Genomic DNA, 17032 nt, shown 5'->3' with positions numbered 1-17032 from the left:
TTTCGCAGCGTCCGCTCAGCGCACGTCCACGTAGTCGTCGATCGAGTACGCGTTGACGTACTTGGCGCTCGCGGTGAACCACACGACGCTCCACCAGCCGTCCTTGGTTGCCTTGTGGCGGTAGGTGAACGAGCCGGACGCCGTCGTGCGGGCGTAGCCGAGGTAGACCCACTTCTTGCTGCCCTTGGCCCGGAAGAAGACCTCGGCGTACTTCTTGCTGCCGATGCTCTTCCAGCCCTTGTCGTAGCGCTGCACGATGCCCTTGAGCGTCACGTAGTGGTTCTTGCGCACCGGTTCGGGGGAGGCGTTGAACGACTTCACGCGGGTCTCGATGCGGGACAGCCTCACCACCCGGCTGTAGCTGGGCTGCAGGGAGCCGTCGGCGCCCACGTAGACCAGCCGCCAGTAGCCCGTCGGGTGCGGCACCCACCCGTCGACGTTGAAGTAGCCGTAGGAGTCGGTGGTCTTGACCCAGTAGATGTACTTCCAGCCCGTGTGGCCGTTGGCCGACTGCTGCAGGTAGACCTTCGTCCCGCGCGGGATCGAGACGCCGCCCCCCGCCTGCAGCTGACCCGAGACGTGCACCTGGGAGTACTCGTCCAGGTAGGGGTCGGCCCAGTTGAGGAACGTGCGGTCGATGACCTTCACCGAGGCCGGCGGCGAGGAGATCTCGTCGAACCACATGGCCTGGTCGCCGTCGTACGGGAGGGAGACCTGGTAGGTCAGGTCCTGCTCCGGGGCCAGCGTCACCGTGAAGTCGCCCTGCGCGTCGGTGGAGAAGACGTGGTTGGCGTAGTCGGTGAGCGGAACCGACGCCAGCGGCGTCCAGGCCCCCCCGCTCAGGTACTCGACGGTGCCGTGGAGGGTCGCCTTCGCCGGGTACTTCACTGCCGCCAAGGGGGCGTACCGCACTCGCAGCGGGGACCGGTTGACCGCGATCTCGTTGAGGGCGTTCCCGATCAGGGCGAGCTCGGTGGTGTCGTCCCCACCCGCATACACCCCGGTGGAGGACGGCGAGGACGCCGTGCGGGTGACATGGCGGGTCCACGAGTAGTGACCCTGGGAGTCGGTGCGGAAGTCGTCGGCGTGCCCGTCGTACCAGCCGCTCATCGGGATGTCGGCCGCCGGCAGCGTGGTCTGGGTGACCGGGTCGAACAGCTGGAGGTCGCCGGTGGCGACGACGTCCTGGTGGTCGTAGTCGACGGCCGTGGGGCTGACGCTGTGCGCGCCGACGACCACCTGACGCAGGTAGCGCAGGGTCTCGGTGGTCGGCTCGCCGGCAGCATCATCGGCGTCCTTGGCGACGGCAGTCATCGTGTACTGGCCGTACGCCGTCAGCGGCAGCCGGTTGCTGCTCCAGCCGGTAGCGGCGTCACCGTGCAGGGTCACCGAGACGTCGTGCGAGGTGTCGGCCCCGTCCGCCTGGGCGTGCAGGGACACCTGTACCGCAGTGGCGGTCTCGGTGGTCGTCGCCTGCAGGACGCCGGGGTCGCCCGGTGCGCTCTTCAGCTCGGAGACCGTCGGGCCCGGGTCGGCCGCGTATGCCGTCGCCGGCAGGCCCGCGACCACGAGCGCGGCGGCCACGCCACTGATCAGGACGGCAGGAAGGCGGAGCTGGGCGCGCATGGGTCCCCCGGCGGCGGTCGGTGAGGTCCCGGCTGGGACGGCGACAGGCTAGGGGAGCGGACACCGCCGTGTCAGGACGATTCACCCATCCGGCGCGCAGCGGGACGACGTCCGGGTCAGGTGACCTCGGGCAGCTTGCCGCCCTTCGCCACGTCCGGGTCGGTGCAGGAGGCGAGGTTGAAGCAGCAGGGCCGACGCTTCCCGTCGTTCAGCTTGGACAGGCTCACGTCCACCCGGCGCTGTCGCGTCTCGGGGTTGCGCGTCGCCTGTACCCACCGGACCCACTCCCAACGAGCCATCGGGGTGATGTCCTCCCACACGCCGCGGATCTTCGCCGGCGCCTCGGCGAGGGCGCGGGCGAAGTCATCGGGGAGGTCCGGCTCGGGCCAGTCGGAGGCGACGTCGATGGTGATCTCGGTCGTGTCTCCCGGGGTGATTCGAAGGGCCCGCTGGAGCGAGTCACCGACGCGGATCCAGTGACCGCGGCGGCCGTCCGGCTCGATCACCGTCTCGACGTCGTGCCCGCCGATCGACGCGTGCACGGCTACCTGGCCGCGCGAGGGGAGCCGCTCGCTGGCCTCAGCCGGCAGCTGCACGAGCGCGGTGCCGTCGATGGCGGTCAGCTTGGCGGTGAAGCTGATCGATGCGCGACGCGCTGTCCGGGCGTTGCTCGTTGAGGGCGTCACCGCGCGCCGTCCCCTGTCGGTCGCAGCTTGTCCAGCCGCGCCCGCAGCAGTGCCTCTCGGTGCCCGTTGCCGTGCAGGTCGAGGTAGCGGCTGCCGAAGACCGCGAGCAGTGCGTCGTCGAGCCGCCGGACGGCGCCCGGCGGGTAGCGATACGCCATGCGGGACTCCAGAGCGGCGGCGTCCAAGGTGCCCAGCAGCCCGGCCAGCTCGTCGAGGGACGTGATGCCCAGCTCGAGCAGGAGGCCCGAGATCCACTCGTAGTGGTCGGTCCGCGACCAGCCGGCGTCCACGAACTGCGCGGCCAGGAAGGTAGCGAGGTCCTGCGCGTCGATGCGCGGGTCCGCGTCACCGTCGTCCCGGCCGTCGTCCGTGTCGTCGACCACGGCGGGTCCGCCCTGGCGCAGCCGGTCGCGGATCGCCGAGAACTCGCCGTCGGCCAGCTCGAGCAGACCCGCGGCGAGGGAGAAGCGGCGGTCCAGATCGGCGCCGTGCTCCTCGGGAACCGTTCCCTTGTAACGGATGTCGTGCTCGAACTCCGCCCACGCGTGCTGCAGGACCGTCCGCACCTGCACCTGCGCGCTGCGGTCCGCGAGCAGTCCTGACGTCGACGCCGGCCGGTCGTGGTCCAGGGTGACCAGGAGGTGGCGGCTGGCGTAGCCGAAGCGGCCCTCGCTCGCGGTCTCCTGCCCCATGTCCCGGTCGTCGAGCACGCGCAGCTGGTCGGCGAGCAGGTCGGCGACCGCCGCGACGTCGCTGTGCACGTAGGTGATCACCCGGATCCCGATCTGGTCGGTGATCTCGGTCAGCGGATCGGCGTAGAGGTGGCGACCGCCGTCCGTGCGCTCCGCCTTGCCCGCGAACGACGCCACGGTCTTGGCGCGACCGGTGACCGTGAGGTAGTTGATGCCGGCGTCGTCGAGCAGTCCGGTCACCAGCGCGACGTACTCCTCGGTGGCCGCCCGCAGCTCGGGCTGGCGCGCGGCGTACTCCTGCACCGCGTGCCGGATCGCGCCCTCGACGCCGGCTGGCTGCTCGATCGACGGCTCCAGACCTGCCGGCAGCGTCGGGGTGATGATCGCGCCGGTGGCCGCGTCGCCGTAGACGGTGACCCGATCCGGATGGCGCTCGGCGAACATCGCGACGTACGCGCAGACGACGGCGTCCACCTGGTCCTCGGCGCGACGAAGGTCGCTCTTGCGCTGCGCCTGCTCGACCCCGGACACCAGGTCGGTCCACGCGGGCAGCTGGACCAGCCGCATCGACGGGTCGGCGGCGGCCAGACCCTCGAGCAGCCCGACGAGCCGCATGAGCTCGGACCGCAGCTGCGACAGCGTGCGACCGGGCTTGTTCTTGTACTTCAGGGTCTGACCCAGCCGGAACAGCGACACCGTCGCGGCGTGCGGGTACACCTCCATCGCGCGCCGCGGCCCGCGCGACGCCGGATCCAGGTCCAGTCCGAGCAGCTGAGCCAGCCGCCCGCCGCGGGACCCGTTCTGGAACTCCGCTCGCGCCGTGTTGGTGGGGTGCGCGCCGGCGTGGAAGCGCGCGAAGTCGCGGTTGAGCGCGGCCTCGGCCGGGCGGTTGCCGGTGGGGTTGGTGACGACCAGCGGTGCGTCGATCGCGACGACGCACCGGCCTTCGGTGAAGGCTCGCAACGTGCTGATGATGCTGTCGTCGTCCGTCGCTGCACTGACGTGGACCAGGCGCCCTTCGGCGTCCAGGACGGCCAGCCCGGTGGAGCGCCGATCCCCCCAGGCGAGGTCGATCCCGACATGATGCACCCGGCCACTGTGCCCTACTCGCCGACCGCGCGGGTCCGAGGCCGCGTTCGCGCTCGCGTGTCGTCACCCGCCGTGGCTCGACGCCTCGGGCACGGGGAAGAGGAGATGGGTGACCCGATCCCCCTGGATGCAGACCGTCGGGTCACCGAGGAGGGCTTCGTCCAGCGACAGCCCACCGAAGTAGGCGCGGCCCGTCCCCATGAGCACGGGCACCAGGTCGATGGCGACCGCGTCGAGCAGCCCGAGCTCCAGACACTGCCCGGCAATGGTGCCGGCCGTCACGGCCACGGTGCGCAGCCCGGCGATCTCCTGCGCCTTCGCCACCGCGGCCTCCACTCCGTCGGTGACGAAGTGGAACGGGGCGTCCGGGTGGGCCTCGACCCAGTCACCCGGGACCTGGTGCGTCACGACGACGACAGGCACGCCGATCGTGTGCAGGCCGCCCCACCCGTCCGTGAAGTCGAACAGCGTGCGCCCGCACACCAGAGCACCCAACCCGTCGACCCACTCTCGCCAGTACGCGGCGCTGGGCGGGCTCAGGTGAAACGTGATCCGGTCATCGACCGTTGGGAGCTCGACCTCGCCGTTCTGCAACCAGTCGAACAATCGACCGATCGTGTTGTCGTCCTTCGCGATGTAGCCGTCCAGCGACATCGACGCGGAGGCGATGACCTGACCCATGTCTGGCTCCTTCGTCCGGGTGCTTCCCCGTAACGACCCTCGTGGCGCGCCCAAGTCATCGCCGCCCGCGAGGATCGTCCATGCTGACGAACGGAGGTGTCTCATGAAGCGTGTCGTCTGCATCCTGCTTGGTCACAAGTGGGCGCACATCCGGGCGACCGGCAGCCTGAGCAGCCGTGACTTCTACAACAGGTGCTTGCGCTGCGGGCGGGTGGACGAAGATCCACCCCAGTTCTCGGGTGCGGGTGGCTGACTGATCGTCGGCACCGGGGTGGAGCTCACGCGCCGGTCTTGCCGTCGACTCCCTCGCGGAGCAGGTCGATGTGCCCGCAGTGCTGGGCGTACTCGGCGATCATCCGCAGCACCAGCCAGCGCAGATCGATGTCCTCGTGCCAGTCCAGGGGCCGGGCGGTGTCGTCCAGGTCGTGGGCGGCGACGATCTCGCGGGAGACCGCGCACTCTGCGCGCCAGGTCTCGAGGTCGGCGGCGAGGTCGGCGTCCGGCGGCGGGTGGAAGTCGAGATCGGGCTCGTCGGCGGTGAAGAAGAGGAACGGCACGTCACGGCGCTCGAAGTTCTGCTGGAACCACCACCGCTCGACGCCGGCGAGGTGGCGCACCACACCGTGCAACGACATCGTGGACGGCGGAACGGACCGCGTCCGCGCTTGCGCGGTGGTCAGGCCGCGGCACTTCATCTCCACGGTGGCCCGGTAGTACTCCAGGTACGCCGCCAGGGCCTCGCGCTCGCCGGCCACCCGCGGGATGGGTGGGCGGTCGTCGCCGGCCCAGGTGGGCGGGAACGCCTCATCGGTCAGGCCGGACTCCGTTCCCGTCGTACTCGGCGTGGGGTGATCGCTCATGCCAAGCACTCTGGCCATCCCAGGTCCGGGCTGTCCAGTGGCTCGTCGACGGCTGCTCACGAACTGGCAGCCGGCGTCTGTCACCCATCTGGGAGCCGGTGCACGTCATACCTGTGAACCACATCGGGCGCAGTGGCGCAGGAGCGGCGATCCGACCTCGTCGGAACGCCAGGGGGAGGGATGATGGCGAACACGATCGAGCAGGTGGAGCTGGGTGCGCCGGCACAGGCTGGGGCGCAGCAGGCGCAGGGGACGGTGACCCTGCCACCCCAGTCGCCGTACCCGTACACGACAGTCTTCCTCGCGACCTACACGGGGACGGAGCGGTTGCGTCGGCTGTTCTACGTCGACCAGCTGCTGCACTACTACTGGCAGAACCCGAGCTGGACCGGCGACCAGCTGCGCGAGGCTGCGAACGGCAAGCTCGTGCAGTACGACAAGTACGTCACGGAGGGGCAGCTCGACCCGTTCACCCAGATCGAGGTCTACGCCGGCGACTTCCTGCTCAAGGGACTCGGTGCGATGGCGCCGAAGGAGCTGTCCTGGATGATCGACCCGGCGGCCAGCCTGATCAAGGACGCCTTCGGCATCAACGACGCGCTGGCCGCCGAGAAGCGCACCAACGCCCAGACCCAGATGTCGAACATCATCGACGAGTACGGGCGCGGCGACGCCGCCGCCCAGGTGGCCGTTGCCTACCGGTCCTGCTCCCAGTCGGCGGCCTGCCTGGATGCGTTGACCAAGGGCCTGCCGGAGATCCGGCTGGGTAACGACAAGCCCCCGGACCAGCTCAAGGACGACCTGACCGCCGCGCGCATCGTGCAGAACAACCGCGAGACCTTCAACCAGTACGTGACGGTCAACGTCGACAGCGGTGTCTCCATCAAGGTCGACGAGCTCCGCGCCGACCTGGCCGCCCGGCTGACGAGCCTGCACGACCAGGTCGGTGCCGGCTTCACCCAGGTCCTGACCGTGCTCGGCGACCTGGACCGGGGCCAGAAGGAGATCCTGTCCTGGATCCACGACCAGGCCCGGCAAGCCGCCGCCCAACAGCGGGCCAAGGACGTCGCCGACGTCTACCAAGGCATGCTGGACGCCGCCAAGGCCGACCTGGGCGCCATCGTGGCCATCGCCGGGCTCATCGACCCCAAGCTCGCGCGCGCCATCTCCGTCGTCGGCGGCGCCATCATCACCATCGCCGAGGCCAGCCTGAAGGCCGTCAACCAGATCGCCAACTTGACGAGGATCGCTGGCCAGGCCGGCGGGCTCATCGCCAGCGCCGCCCTCTGCGGGACCGTGGTCGGGGCAGTGGTCGGCGTCCTGTCGTTCCTCATCAGCATGGACGAGCCCAATCCGGACCAGATGATCCTGGAAGGGATCCAGAACCTCCAGACGCAGGTCGCCGAGCTCGGCAAGCGGATGGAAGAGCGGTTCGACCGCATCGACAAGACGCTGAACGCCATGTACCAGTCGATGGCCACCTCGTTCTCCCAGGTCGTCGTCGAGCTCGGACGCATCGAGGGAGACCTCAACCAGATCCAGGGCGAGCTGCTCGAGCAGGCGGCGCAGCTGCACCGCATCGAGACGGCGGTCGGCAACTACGCCGTCGTCGTCGGACGGCGCGACCTGCTCGACGCGATCTCCGAGGGGATCGGTTGGGACACGCGCGTCGACGTCCCCATGAGCCTGAACGCGTTCCTGGGGTTCGCCGGCAAGTTCCGCACCTGGGGCACCGTCACCGCCAACGACGAGGCCGAGATGGGCACGCTCGGGCGAGACTTCTCGGCGGACAAGATCGCCGGCGAGCTGACGGATGTCAGCCAGGACCGCAACCTGGCCTATCTCGACGGCTGCACACGACTGGCCGGGGCCGGGCCGCTGTTCGCCAACAACGCCATGTGCGGGAACCCGCTGACCTGGACGATGGCCGCTCGCGCGCACGCCCAGCTGCTGGTGGAGCAGGCTCGCCTTGCCCAGCACCTGGCGCCGGACCGCAACGACGACCTCCGGGCAGCCGGAACCCACATCCGCGACTGCCTGCGCTCGATCACGGTCGAGCACGACGGCACCCCGAGGGTGGCGTTCTTCCACGCACTGATCGACCACTACGCCGCCACGGTGAAGGCCTGCGGCGATGACATGGACGCCGCCGTCCAAACCAGCCTCGACCAGGCTGGCGGGCCGAAGGGCCATCCAGCGGGCACGCCGGCTCCCAACCCCTGGGGTCCGCCCGGGCAGCGCCTGTTGTACAAGCCTCCCGCGTTGGACCACATGGGGGGCGGACTCCCGCCTCCGCCCGCCATCGCCAGCCACGTCCCACCGGAGCTCATCGTGGCGAGCTGGTTCAACGGCGCCGCCGACACGTCCCTGTCCGTGTCCTGCGAGGCCAGCTGGTTCGATGTCACTCCCCAACGCCCCGGGGACGAGGTCTCCGGGCGCCCCGAGCCCGGGAGCGTCGTCGGCAAGCCCGATCCCGGCCGAGAGGTGCACAAGTGGCGCCGCGGGGTCAATGTCGGCATCTGGTGGTCCGGCACCCAGATCGCCGGGTGGGGCACGGCCTTCGGCACCACGTTCAGCACCAACGACGCGAACCCGCCCTCGGCCACCGAGACGCCGGCCCAAGCCGTCCGGGAGAACTGGACCACGGGCCTGAACCTGCAAGCCGCGTGCATGAGCGGCCTCGCTCCCACCGAGGGCGCACAAGCCGCTGTCGACCAGGTGATGACGAGCGTCACCGACTCCCTGAAGACGCTGCGCGACAACGCCAGAAGCGCGGCCGGACGTGCCCTCGGCTCCGCAGCGGACGTCGTCGAAGGTGCCCGCTTGCTGCTGGACAACGTCGTCACCCTCGGAATGCCGAAGACGCTCGCCACCGACGACCTGTTGCGCACCCTGCTGGAGGCCGAGCCGCCGCCTGCAGGTCAGCCCGGCGAGCCGACCGAGCCCACGGACCCGGCGGACCCGCCGACGCCGCCGCTTGGCAACGGTCTCCCGGGAGTGGCCGCTCTCGTGACCTGGTGGGGGATGGACGACACGTCGGCAACCGCTCCGCCCCACTTCGCGCCGCAGCTGGTCGCGCTAGCAGCGGCCAAGGTCAGCGTGCTGCGCGACCGCCTCGACCAGCACCTGAACGAACCGACCGAACGGGCCGCAGACAGCATGCCGCCCATCGACGACGCGATCGCCATGCTCACGCTGGCCGACTTCATCGTCGACGGCGTCCCGCAGATTGGAGAACTCATGCCTGCCACGCTTCCACTCCTCGCGCTGGGCTCGAAGGGCCCCGCCGTCAAACGGCTTCAGGCCCTGCTCCTGGCCAACATCCCAGGCCTCACCACCGCCCAGGTCGCCCTGGACGGCGACTTCGGACCCATCACCGCCAAGTACGTCAAGCAGTTCCAGACGGCGGCCGGACTCGCCGGAGCTCAAGGCGCTCCGGGTGACGTGGACGGCACGACGTGGCGGTGCCTGCTCGGCATGGTCTGAGTGGCCGGTTCAGAGGCCACCGCGCCCGTATCCGAGCACCTTCGGAACTGGCTCCTGCCGGCGGCCGCCGTGGCCGGTGTGACGGTCAGCCTGTGGAGCGGTTACAGCACCGCGAGCCAGAACCGGGAGCAGGCCGAGCGCACCCGTCAGACCGTCGTCGCCGAACGGTTCAGTCGTTCGGTCGAGCAGCTCGGATCGGCGAGCCCCGATGTGCGACTGGGCTCGATGTACGCCATGCAGCGGCTGGCCGCGGACGATGGGAGCTACCAGAAGCAGGTCCAGGAGATTCTCGTCGCCTACCTCTACGCCCACGAGCTGGCGGGGTCCACCAGGACGGCTCGCGGGAGGTACACCAAGGTGAACCCAGATATCGTCGGGGCGCTGATGATCTTGGCGGCAGTCAAGCTCGACCCGCCGACCACGGCTATCCAGCGGGCGAACTCCGACCGAGAGATTGGCCACTACGTCTTTCGAGGACTGGGTCTGCAGCACGCAGACCTCATGAAGCGCAGCCTGCCGGGCATCGACCTCGCCGGTGCGAGCATCGAACGGTCGCGCTTCGACGACGCCGACCTGCCGGGCGCCGACCTTCGAGGCACGTTCCTCGCCCACTCCTCCCTCAGCATGGCGAACCTTGCCGCAGCGGATCTGTACACCGCCGACCTGAGCAGCGCCAACCTCGTGTGGGCTCACCTGAAGGGCGCTCGGCTGCAGAAGGCGAGTCTGGCCGACTCGACCCTGTGGCATGCGAACCTCGACGACGCACACCTGGAGAACGTGTACGCGCCAGGCGTCCGTATGCACGGCGCCACCCTGCGCGGAGCGCACCTCATGGGTGCGGCACTGGGCAAGGCCGACCTCACGAACACGGACCTCACAGGGGCCGACCTGCAGCATGCGGATCTGAGCGACGCCAACCTCGTCGGCGCGGACCTGAGGGGAGCGAACATCAGCGGTACCCGGCTGCGGGGAGTCACGTGCGACCTCCTGACCAGGTGGCCCAACGACGGGACACCACCGCGAGGCGTGACGTGCGCTGATCGCGTATTGACGCCGCCAGAGTCGCAGAGACCCTGAGACCCACTGTGAAAAACTTCTGAGATGTGATGTCGAAGAGCCTGACGTTCGTTCGACGTACGTGCGACAAGCAACTCACCAGCAACCAGTAGGAGTGATCAGGATGCCGCGGTTCATGGGCTTCGTGCGGATGGAAGAGAACATCGGGACGCCGCCGCAGGCGTTGTTCGACGCGATGGACGTGCACATCGGCGAGCGGGCGGCCAAGGGCGTGTTCCTCGACGGCGGCGGGCTGTACGGAACCGAGGACGCCGTGAACTTCGTGGTCCGCCAGGGCGAGGTCAGCCGGGTCGACGGCCCGTACGCCGAGGCCAAGGAGGTCGTCGGCGGCTGGGCGATCATGCAGTACGACACGCTCGAGGAGGCCGTGGCCGACCAGCGGGAGTTCGCCGAGCTGCACGCCAAGCACTGGCCGGAGGTCACCGTGGTCGCGACCCTGCGCCAGATCTCCGCCGGCCCGGAGGAGCCCGGCGCCTGATCGGGGCTCCTACGCTGGCCCCGTGCCGGCAAAGACCAGGAAGGATGACCCGAACGGGGTCATCGTCGCCGCGTGGCGGGCCGAGTCGGCCCGCCTCGTCGGCGCCCTCACCCGGATGACAGGTGACGTCGCGCTCGCTGAGGACCTGGCGCAGGACGCACTGGTAGCCGCGCTCGAGCAGTGGCCGAGCGCCGGCGTCCCGGAGAACCCGGTCGCGTGGCTGATGGCCATCGCGAAGCGGCGCGGCATCGACCACTTCCGGCGCGCCGACACCCTTCGCCGCAAGGTCGCCGAGCTCGAGCACGCCCGTCGGGGAGAGGAGGACGAGATGCCCGACCTCGACGCCCAGGTCGACTACATCGCGGACGACGTCCTGCGACTCATCTTCCTGACCTGCCACCCCTGCCTGACGGCCGATTCCAGGGCCGCCCTGACGCTGCGCCTGGTCGGGGGACTCACCACGGCCGAGATCGCCCGCGGCTTCCTGGTCACCGAAACCGCGATGGGCCAGCGCATCTCGCGAGCCAAGAAGACGCTGTCGGAGGCGCACGCCGAGTTCGAGCTGCCTACGGGGGCGGAGCGGACCAGGCGGCTGGACGACGTCATGGCCGTGATCTACCTGATCTTCAACGAGGGGTACGCCGCCACCGCCGGTGAGGCCTGGATGCGTCCCGACCTGGCGAACGAGGCGATGCGGCTGGCACGCATGCTGTCCGACCTCGCTCCCGACGAGCCCGAAGTGCTGGGACTGCAGGCACTGCTGGAGCTTCAGGGCTCGCGGATGACCGCCCGGCTCGATGCGGACGGCGCACCGGTTCTGCTCGAGGCGCAGGACCGAGCGCGCTGGGACCAGCTGCTGATCAAGCGCGGCCTGGGCGCCTTGCAGCGAGCCGAGCTGCTGGCCGCTCGCGGGACGCCGGTCGGGAAGTACTTCCTGCAGGCCTCGATCGCCGCGCAGCACGCCAGTGCGAAGAGGGTCGAGGACACGAACTGGCGGCGGATCGCGGCCCTGTACGACGTCCTGGCGGAGGCCGCACCGGGACCGGTCGTCGAAGTCAACCGGGCCGTCGCGCACGGGCGGGCGTTCGGCCCGGACGCGGGGCTCGCGGTGCTGGCGGGACTGGACGCAGGGGCGCTTGGCGACTCACCGCTCGTGCCGAGCGTGCGTGGAGATCTACTCGAGCGGGCCGGGTTGCCCGCGCAGGCAGCCGAGGCGTTCGCCGAGGCGGTCGCGCTCACCAGGAACGAGGGTGAGCGGGCGGTGCTGCAACGGCGGGCCGAGCTGAACCGGAAGCAGGCGTCGACGCCGGTGTCGACGTCGCCGTACGACGCACCGAGCGGGCCGGGGGCCTCGCGGCAGCCAGGGTGACTCAGGATTCGGCCTGCGCCCGCAGTCCCGCGAGCAGCAGGTCGAGTCCCGCACGGAAGACCTCACCGTCGTCGTGGTGCTCGAACTCTTCGGCGATCTGGTGGGTGAACGGGAAGTCGTCGGGGTCGAGCGCACGCCAGCGGTCGGCGTACATCTTCATGAACTCGGCGGGTTCGAGGCCACTCTCGAGAAATTCCGGTGGGGGCGGCTGCGCCATGTCCGTCGCCACCCCGACCACGTAGCTCACGACGGACGAGACTGCGTGGAACCGCTGCTTCGGCGTGATGTCGAGTCGCATGACCTGTTGGCCCAGCCGTTCGAACATCTGCATCGAGTTGGGCTGGAGACCGGTGTTTCGCAGCATGTAGGAGCCGAACCACGGCCGCTGGACCATCTGGTCGAACAACGCGAGCGACAGCGCGCGCAGGTTCGCGATCGGGTCGGGTCCGGTGGACAGGTGCTCGGTGTCGACCAGCACTCGCCCCATCACCTCGTCGGTCGCCCGGTCGAGCAGCTCGTCCTTGCTGGTCACGTACCAGTAGACGCTGGCCACGCCGCCACCCAGCCGGGCCGCGAGCGCCCGAAAGGTCAGGGCCGACTCGCCGGACTCGTCGAGGAGGGCGATGGTCTCGGCGAGCACGGACTCCATCGAGTGCGACACGCGTCGGCGGGTACCGCGTGGGGTGTCCTGGGCCGGTGTCATGCGCAGCTTCCGATCATGGTTTGCATCATATCGAACGTTGTTCTATCGTATCGAATGTCGTTCGATCATCGAACGGCGTTCGACACCACGGAGGTGAGTCATGACGGTAACCACGACCTCAACGCCAGCGCCGACCTACCGGTCCCTGCGGGCGGCTGCTCTTCCCCTTCTCGCGCTGTGCCTCGCCTTCTTCGTCGAGATGGTGGACAACACCTTGCTGACGATCGCGCTGCCGACTATCGGGCGCGATCTCGGGAGCAGTACCACCGCCCTTCAGTGGGTCACCGGTGCCTACTCCCTCACGTTCGGCGGCCTGCTGCTGACCGCCGGCGCGACGGCGGACCGGCTCGGCCGAAGGCGGGTGCTGCTCGCGGGCCTCGGGGCGTTCGGCGTCCTGAGCCTCGGCGTCATCCTCGTCTCGACCTCGGGCCAGCTGATCGCCCTGCGCGCCGCGCTCGGCTTTGCCGCCGCAGCAATGGCCCCGGTCACGATGTCGCTGATCTTCCGGCTCTTCGACGAGGAGAGGCTGCGCATGCGCGCGATCACCGTCGTCATGATCGTCGGCATGTCGGGGTTCGTGCTCGGCCCGATTCTGGGTGGCACGGTCCTGGCCCACCTGAGCTGGCAGTGGCTGCTGATCGCCAACGCGCCCATCGCGCTGTTCGCCTGGATCGGCGTACGCCTGGGCGTGCCGGCCGACCGGCCGGGGGACCTGACGACGGATCCCCTGGACCTCGCGGGCACGGCGTTCAGCATCGCCGGGATCGGTCTCGCTTGCTACACGCTCACCAGCGGCGTGGAGCACGGGTGGTTGTCCGGCATCACTCTGGCGTCAGCGCTCGGCGCCGTCGTGGCCGTCGTCGCCTTCGTTCGGCACGAGCGCAGCACGACATTCCCCATGCTCGACCTGCGGCTGTTCTCGAGCGGTCCGGCACGAGGTGCCGCCATCACCCAGATGGGCGCCTCGATCACCATGGCCAGCGTGATGTTCGGCCTGATCCTGCACTTCCAGTACGCGTACGGCTGGAGCCCGATGCGGGCCGGCCTGGCCAACTTGCCGCTGATCATCACGATGATCGCCGCGACTCCGCTCTCGGAGTGGCTGGCCGAGCGGTTCGGGCACCGCATCGCCTGCCTGATCGGTACGGGGCTGCTGGTGGTCTCGCTGCTGGGCATGGCCTGGGGGGTGCAGCACGGGTACGTCGCCATCGCGGTGTCGATGGTGGTCCTGACCGTCGGACTGCGCACCATCATGACGATCTGCGCGGTGGCGCTCGTCGCGGCGATGCCGGCGAACCGCACCTCGATCGGCGCGGCGCTCAACGACACGGCCCAGGAGATCGGCACCAGCGTCGGGACGGCGGTGGTAGGCACCATGATCGCCGCCCTGGTCACCACCAGCCTCCCGCGGGGGGTGTGGAGCTCAGAGCTGGTGCAGTCGTTGTTCCACGGCGAGCGGGTCACCTTCCTCGTGCTCGGGGCGATCGTCGGACTCGTGGCGACGTACGGGTCGCTCTCACTCACCGACTCGCGCTCCACCGAGGAGCACTGACGCGGGGACGCGTCACGAGGTCCCAGTGAGGGGGAGGCGCACCACCCGCCGGCGCAGGGTCGGCGAGGCCTCCACCTCGTACCCGGCGTCGAGGAAGACCTGCAGCAGCCCGACCGACGCCTCGTCCCAGATCACGGTCTTCTCCGGCGGCGGCTCGGTGGGATAGCCCTCCAGGACGCGGGCGCCGACCTGCCTTCCGTACTCGACGGTGGCGGCCGCCAGCTCGTACATCAGGCCCTGCCGGCGGTAGCCCTTGCGGACGACGAAGCAGGTGACCGACCAGACGCCCTCGAGGTCAGGGTCCATCCGCATCCACGGCTGCTTCCGGCTCCACACCCTGGGGTAGTTGTCCCGCGGCTCGACCGCGACCCAGCCGGCGGGCTCGCCGTCGAGGTAGCCGATCAGGCCGGAGGTGGGTCCGGCTGTGCCGCAACCGGTCTGCTCCAGGAGGGCGGCGTCCCGCTGCTCCTGGGTGGTGTCGCGCCAGATCCAGCCGGGGACCTTCAGGGCCTGGCAGCGGCACTTGCGGGCGCCGCCGGTGTCGAACACCGTCTCGACGTCCTCGGTCGTTGCCTGGTTGGCCGGTCGCCACGTGAACTCGGGCACACCGCAGCCTAGCGAGACCCTGGCTCGTTGGACGTCACGGTGAGGTGTGGACCCGTGGTTTGCTCCCCGAAGCGCAGACCCTGTCGGTAGCTCACCCGGACCCCGTTGACCTTGACCACTCCGGGACGGGTGGGCGTGATGGTCAGCACGATCTGCGACTGCCTCGCGGACGCGGCGTCCAGGTCGAAGGTCGCTCCTCGCACCGGCTCCAGGGTGCGGCAGTAGTCCGAGAGGTCCGCGACGTCGATCGCCCCGATGACCGAACCGTCCAGGCGCTCAGGGTCAAGGCGGCAGACGCTCAGGTGCACGCCGGCGCCGGCGTCGTTCTGCACGACGTTCGCGGTGATCTGACGGAAGGTGACGGTGCCATGGCGGCCAACACCGGGGTCGATGACGGCGAAGGCGATGGCGTGCATGCCCTCGGTCGGCAGTGCTGCCGCGGCCTCGTAGTTCGGAGAGTCCAGAAAGGCCTTGGGGTGGGTTGTCCACCACGCTGCAGCGACGATCAGCATCACCGCAGTGGCCAGTCCGACCCCTGCCACCCAAGGCCCACGCAGGCGACCGGTCCGGTCGGCCATCGGGCCGTCCTGTCCATCGTGACCAGGTCCCGTGGGTGGGAGCGGTGGGCGGCCTGACCCGTCGTCCGTGGTGACGCTCACTGCGGGCCTCCTGGACGACTCGGCGCGCCCGGACGTCTGTCGGGTGGAGCAGATCATGGCGGCCAGGTGCCTCGAAAGTCCACCGTCAGCTCGACGCTGCGCGCCGTGGCCACCGCGAACCTCGTTCCGTCGTGGTCCCGGTTGTAGCGTCGGGCGCGTGACCGCGATCCCGGACCGAGTCGAGGCGTACCTCGCGGGGCTGCCCGAGCCCAAGCAGGCCGACCTTCGCCAGCTGCACGCGCGCCTGCTCGCCGAGTTCCCCGACGCCAGGTTGTGGTTCAGCGACGGCACGAACGACGACGGCAAGGTCGTGGCCAACCCCAACATCGGCTACGGCGAGTACGCCATCACCTATGCCGACGGGTCGTCTCGCGAGTTCTATCGGATCGGCCTGAGCGCCAACACCTCTGGGATCTCGGTCTACGTGCTCGGCCTCGACGACAAGACCTTCCTGGCTCGCACCTACGCGGACTCGATCGGCAAGGCCACCGTCACGGGCTACTGCATTAAGTTCAGACGGCTCTCGGTGGTCGACGTCGATGTTCTGCACGCGGCCATCCGACACGGCATGGGTGTGGATCGGCGCGGATAGGCGCCGGTTGACGTCAGCCCTTCTTCAGCTCCTCGGCGAGCATGACGATGATGCCGCTGGGGCCGCGGACGTAGCTGAGCTTGTACACGTCCTCACAGGTCGCCACGCCGCGCAGCGGGTGACAGCCGTGGCGTGCGGTGATCTCAAGCGCCGCGTCGATGTCGTCGACCGAGAAGGCCACCCGGTGCATGCCGATCTCGTTGGGTCGGGTGGGCTCCGTCTCGATCGCTTCGGGGTGGATGTACTCGAAGAGCTCGAGGCGACCGTTGCCGTCCGGAGTCTGGAGCATGGCGATCTTGGCGTGGTTGCCGTCGAGGCCGACGGCGGTGTCGGTCCACTCCCCGCTGACCGTGTCCCGTCCGAGGACGGTGAGCCCCAGGTCCGTGAAGAAGGCGATCGTCGCTTCGAGGTCGCGCACGGCGATCCCGACGTTCTCGAGCTTGATGGGCATGCGCTGCACGCTACCGACTCAGCAACCTCCGTGATCCGACGTGGTGGCACTACGCTGCTTCGGTGTGAGCAGAATCTTCACGACCAGCTTCGCGTCGGTGTACCCGCACTACGTGGCGAAGGTGGAGAAGAAGGGGCGCACCCAGGCCGAGCTGGACGAGGTGATCCAGTGGCTCACGGGGTTCGACGAGCCAGCGTTGAGCGCTCACCTGGCCGCGGGCACGACGTTCGAGGACTTCTTCGCCGATGCCTCCCTCAACCCGCGCGCATCGTCGATCACGGGGCTGGTGTGCGGCGTGCGCGTGGAGAACGTCGAGGATCCCTTGATGCAGAAGATCCGCTACCTGGACAAGCTGGTCGACGAGCTCGCCAAGGGCAAGTCGATGGAGAAGGTCCTGAGGGACTAGCCGCGCGGCATGATGGGCC

16 protein-coding genes are annotated in these 17032 nt (G+C 69.4%); 7 read left to right on the top strand and 9 right to left on the bottom strand.

Annotation, left to right across the window (positions count from 1 at the left end; translation table 11 throughout):
• Positions 1–15 precede the first annotated feature (15 nt).
• The 5 genes from ABEB17_RS18895 to ABEB17_RS18875 all read right to left on the bottom strand — a co-directional run bounded on the left by ABEB17_RS18895 (position 16) and on the right by ABEB17_RS18875 (position 5634).
• A complete protein-coding gene (locus tag ABEB17_RS18895) occupies positions 16–1626 on the bottom strand; it encodes a hypothetical protein (protein ID WP_345718300.1) in 1611 nt (536 codons plus the stop codon).
• A gap of 116 nt (positions 1627–1742) precedes the next feature.
• Positions 1743–2312 (bottom strand): YdeI/OmpD-associated family protein, encoded by a 570-nt coding sequence (locus ABEB17_RS18890; protein ID WP_345718299.1) that lies wholly within the window; start codon positions 2310–2312, stop codon positions 1743–1745.
• Positions 2309–4093 carry a DUF429 domain-containing protein gene (locus tag ABEB17_RS18885; RefSeq protein ID WP_345718298.1) on the bottom strand — a complete coding sequence of 595 codons (1785 nt, stop codon included), beginning with the start codon at positions 4091–4093 and terminating at the stop codon, positions 2309–2311. Before ABEB17_RS18885 ends, ABEB17_RS18890 begins: the two co-directional genes overlap by 4 nt.
• Positions 4094–4156: 63 nt before the next feature.
• Positions 4157–4774, bottom strand: a complete 618-nt coding sequence (locus tag ABEB17_RS18880; protein WP_345718297.1) for a dihydrofolate reductase family protein — start codon at positions 4772–4774, stop codon at positions 4157–4159.
• 278 nt (positions 4775–5052) lie between these two features.
• On the bottom strand, positions 5053–5634 hold the full coding sequence (locus ABEB17_RS18875; protein WP_345718296.1) for a DinB family protein: 582 nt from the start codon (positions 5632–5634) through the stop codon (positions 5053–5055).
• A 183-nt stretch (positions 5635–5817) separates the two neighbouring features.
• Here ABEB17_RS18875 and ABEB17_RS18870 point away from each other — a divergent pair, with 183 nt between their 5' ends.
• The 4 genes from ABEB17_RS18870 to ABEB17_RS18855 all read left to right on the top strand — a co-directional run bounded on the left by ABEB17_RS18870 (position 5818) and on the right by ABEB17_RS18855 (position 12044).
• Positions 5818–9120: a peptidoglycan-binding domain-containing protein gene (locus ABEB17_RS18870; protein ID WP_345718295.1), complete on the top strand. Its 3303-nt coding sequence runs from the start codon at positions 5818–5820 to the stop codon at positions 9118–9120.
• Entirely contained in the window at positions 9121–10197 is a 1077-nt protein-coding gene (locus ABEB17_RS18865) for a pentapeptide repeat-containing protein (protein ID WP_345718294.1), read from the top strand. It begins immediately after the preceding gene.
• A gap of 103 nt (positions 10198–10300) precedes the next feature.
• A complete protein-coding gene (locus tag ABEB17_RS18860; protein ID WP_345718293.1) occupies positions 10301–10675 on the top strand; it encodes a YciI family protein in 375 nt (124 codons plus the stop codon).
• 22 nt (positions 10676–10697) lie between these two features.
• Positions 10698–12044, top strand: coding sequence for an RNA polymerase sigma factor (locus ABEB17_RS18855; protein ID WP_345718292.1), 1347 nt, complete (start codon positions 10698–10700; stop codon positions 12042–12044).
• Position 12045: 1 nt separating this feature from the next.
• On the opposite strand, the gene ABEB17_RS18850 is transcribed toward ABEB17_RS18855, so the two are convergent.
• A complete protein-coding gene (locus ABEB17_RS18850; RefSeq protein ID WP_378226987.1) occupies positions 12046–12747 on the bottom strand; it encodes a TetR/AcrR family transcriptional regulator in 702 nt (233 codons plus the stop codon).
• A gap of 100 nt (positions 12748–12847) precedes the next feature.
• Here ABEB17_RS18850 and ABEB17_RS18845 point away from each other — a divergent pair, with 100 nt between their 5' ends.
• Positions 12848–14299, top strand: a complete 1452-nt coding sequence (locus ABEB17_RS18845) for an MFS transporter (RefSeq protein WP_345718290.1) — start codon at positions 12848–12850, stop codon at positions 14297–14299.
• A gap of 12 nt (positions 14300–14311) precedes the next feature.
• Here the strand turns inward: ABEB17_RS18845 and ABEB17_RS18840 are convergent, their stop codons facing one another.
• A complete protein-coding gene (locus tag ABEB17_RS18840; protein WP_345718289.1) occupies positions 14312–14905 on the bottom strand; it encodes a GNAT family N-acetyltransferase in 594 nt (197 codons plus the stop codon).
• An 8-nt stretch (positions 14906–14913) separates the two neighbouring features.
• Complete coding sequence (locus ABEB17_RS18835; protein WP_345718288.1) at positions 14914–15447, bottom strand: hypothetical protein; 534 nt, start codon at positions 15445–15447, stop codon at positions 14914–14916.
• Positions 15448–15721: 274 nt separating this feature from the next.
• Here ABEB17_RS18835 and ABEB17_RS18830 point away from each other — a divergent pair, with 274 nt between their 5' ends.
• Positions 15722–16156 (top strand): DUF1801 domain-containing protein, encoded by a 435-nt coding sequence (locus ABEB17_RS18830; protein WP_345718287.1) that lies wholly within the window; start codon positions 15722–15724, stop codon positions 16154–16156.
• A 13-nt stretch (positions 16157–16169) separates the two neighbouring features.
• Here the strand turns inward: ABEB17_RS18830 and ABEB17_RS18825 are convergent, their stop codons facing one another.
• Positions 16170–16607 (bottom strand): VOC family protein, encoded by a 438-nt coding sequence (locus ABEB17_RS18825; RefSeq protein ID WP_345718286.1) that lies wholly within the window; start codon positions 16605–16607, stop codon positions 16170–16172.
• A gap of 64 nt (positions 16608–16671) precedes the next feature.
• On the opposite strand from ABEB17_RS18825, the gene ABEB17_RS18820 reads away from it, so the two are divergent.
• Positions 16672–17013, top strand: coding sequence for a DUF2200 domain-containing protein (locus ABEB17_RS18820; RefSeq protein ID WP_345718285.1), 342 nt, complete (start codon positions 16672–16674; stop codon positions 17011–17013).
• The last annotated feature ends 19 nt before the right edge of the window (positions 17014–17032 follow it).

It is taken from the genome of Angustibacter luteus (genome assembly GCF_039541115.1).
GTDB lineage: Bacteria > Actinomycetota > Actinomycetes > Actinomycetales > Angustibacteraceae > Angustibacter > Angustibacter luteus.
The sequence above is the reverse complement of the archived record's forward strand: the minus strand, read 5'-3'. Positions and strand labels throughout refer to the sequence as shown.

Bases quoted from the DNA above. Each gene is read 5' to 3' on its own strand.
- ABEB17_RS18875 (WP_345718296.1), bottom strand. From the start codon at position 5,634: ATGAGCGATCACCCCACGCCGAGTACGACGGGAACGGAGTCCGGCCTG.
- ABEB17_RS18825 (WP_345718286.1), bottom strand. From the start codon at position 16,607: ATGCCCATCAAGCTCGAGAACGTCGGGATCGCCGTGCGCGACCTCGAA.
- ABEB17_RS18895 (WP_345718300.1), bottom strand. From the start codon at position 1,626: ATGCGCGCCCAGCTCCGCCTTCCTGCCGTCCTGATCAGTGGCGTGGCC.
- ABEB17_RS18880 (WP_345718297.1), bottom strand. From the start codon at position 4,774: ATGGGTCAGGTCATCGCCTCCGCGTCGATGTCGCTGGACGGCTACATC.
- ABEB17_RS18870 (WP_345718295.1), top strand. From the start codon at position 5,818: ATGGCGAACACGATCGAGCAGGTGGAGCTGGGTGCGCCGGCACAGGCT.
- ABEB17_RS18860 (WP_345718293.1), top strand. From the start codon at position 10,301: ATGCCGCGGTTCATGGGCTTCGTGCGGATGGAAGAGAACATCGGGACG.
- ABEB17_RS18850 (WP_378226987.1), bottom strand. From the start codon at position 12,747: ATGACACCGGCCCAGGACACCCCACGCGGTACCCGCCGACGCGTGTCG.
- ABEB17_RS18845 (WP_345718290.1), top strand. From the start codon at position 12,848: ATGACGGTAACCACGACCTCAACGCCAGCGCCGACCTACCGGTCCCTG.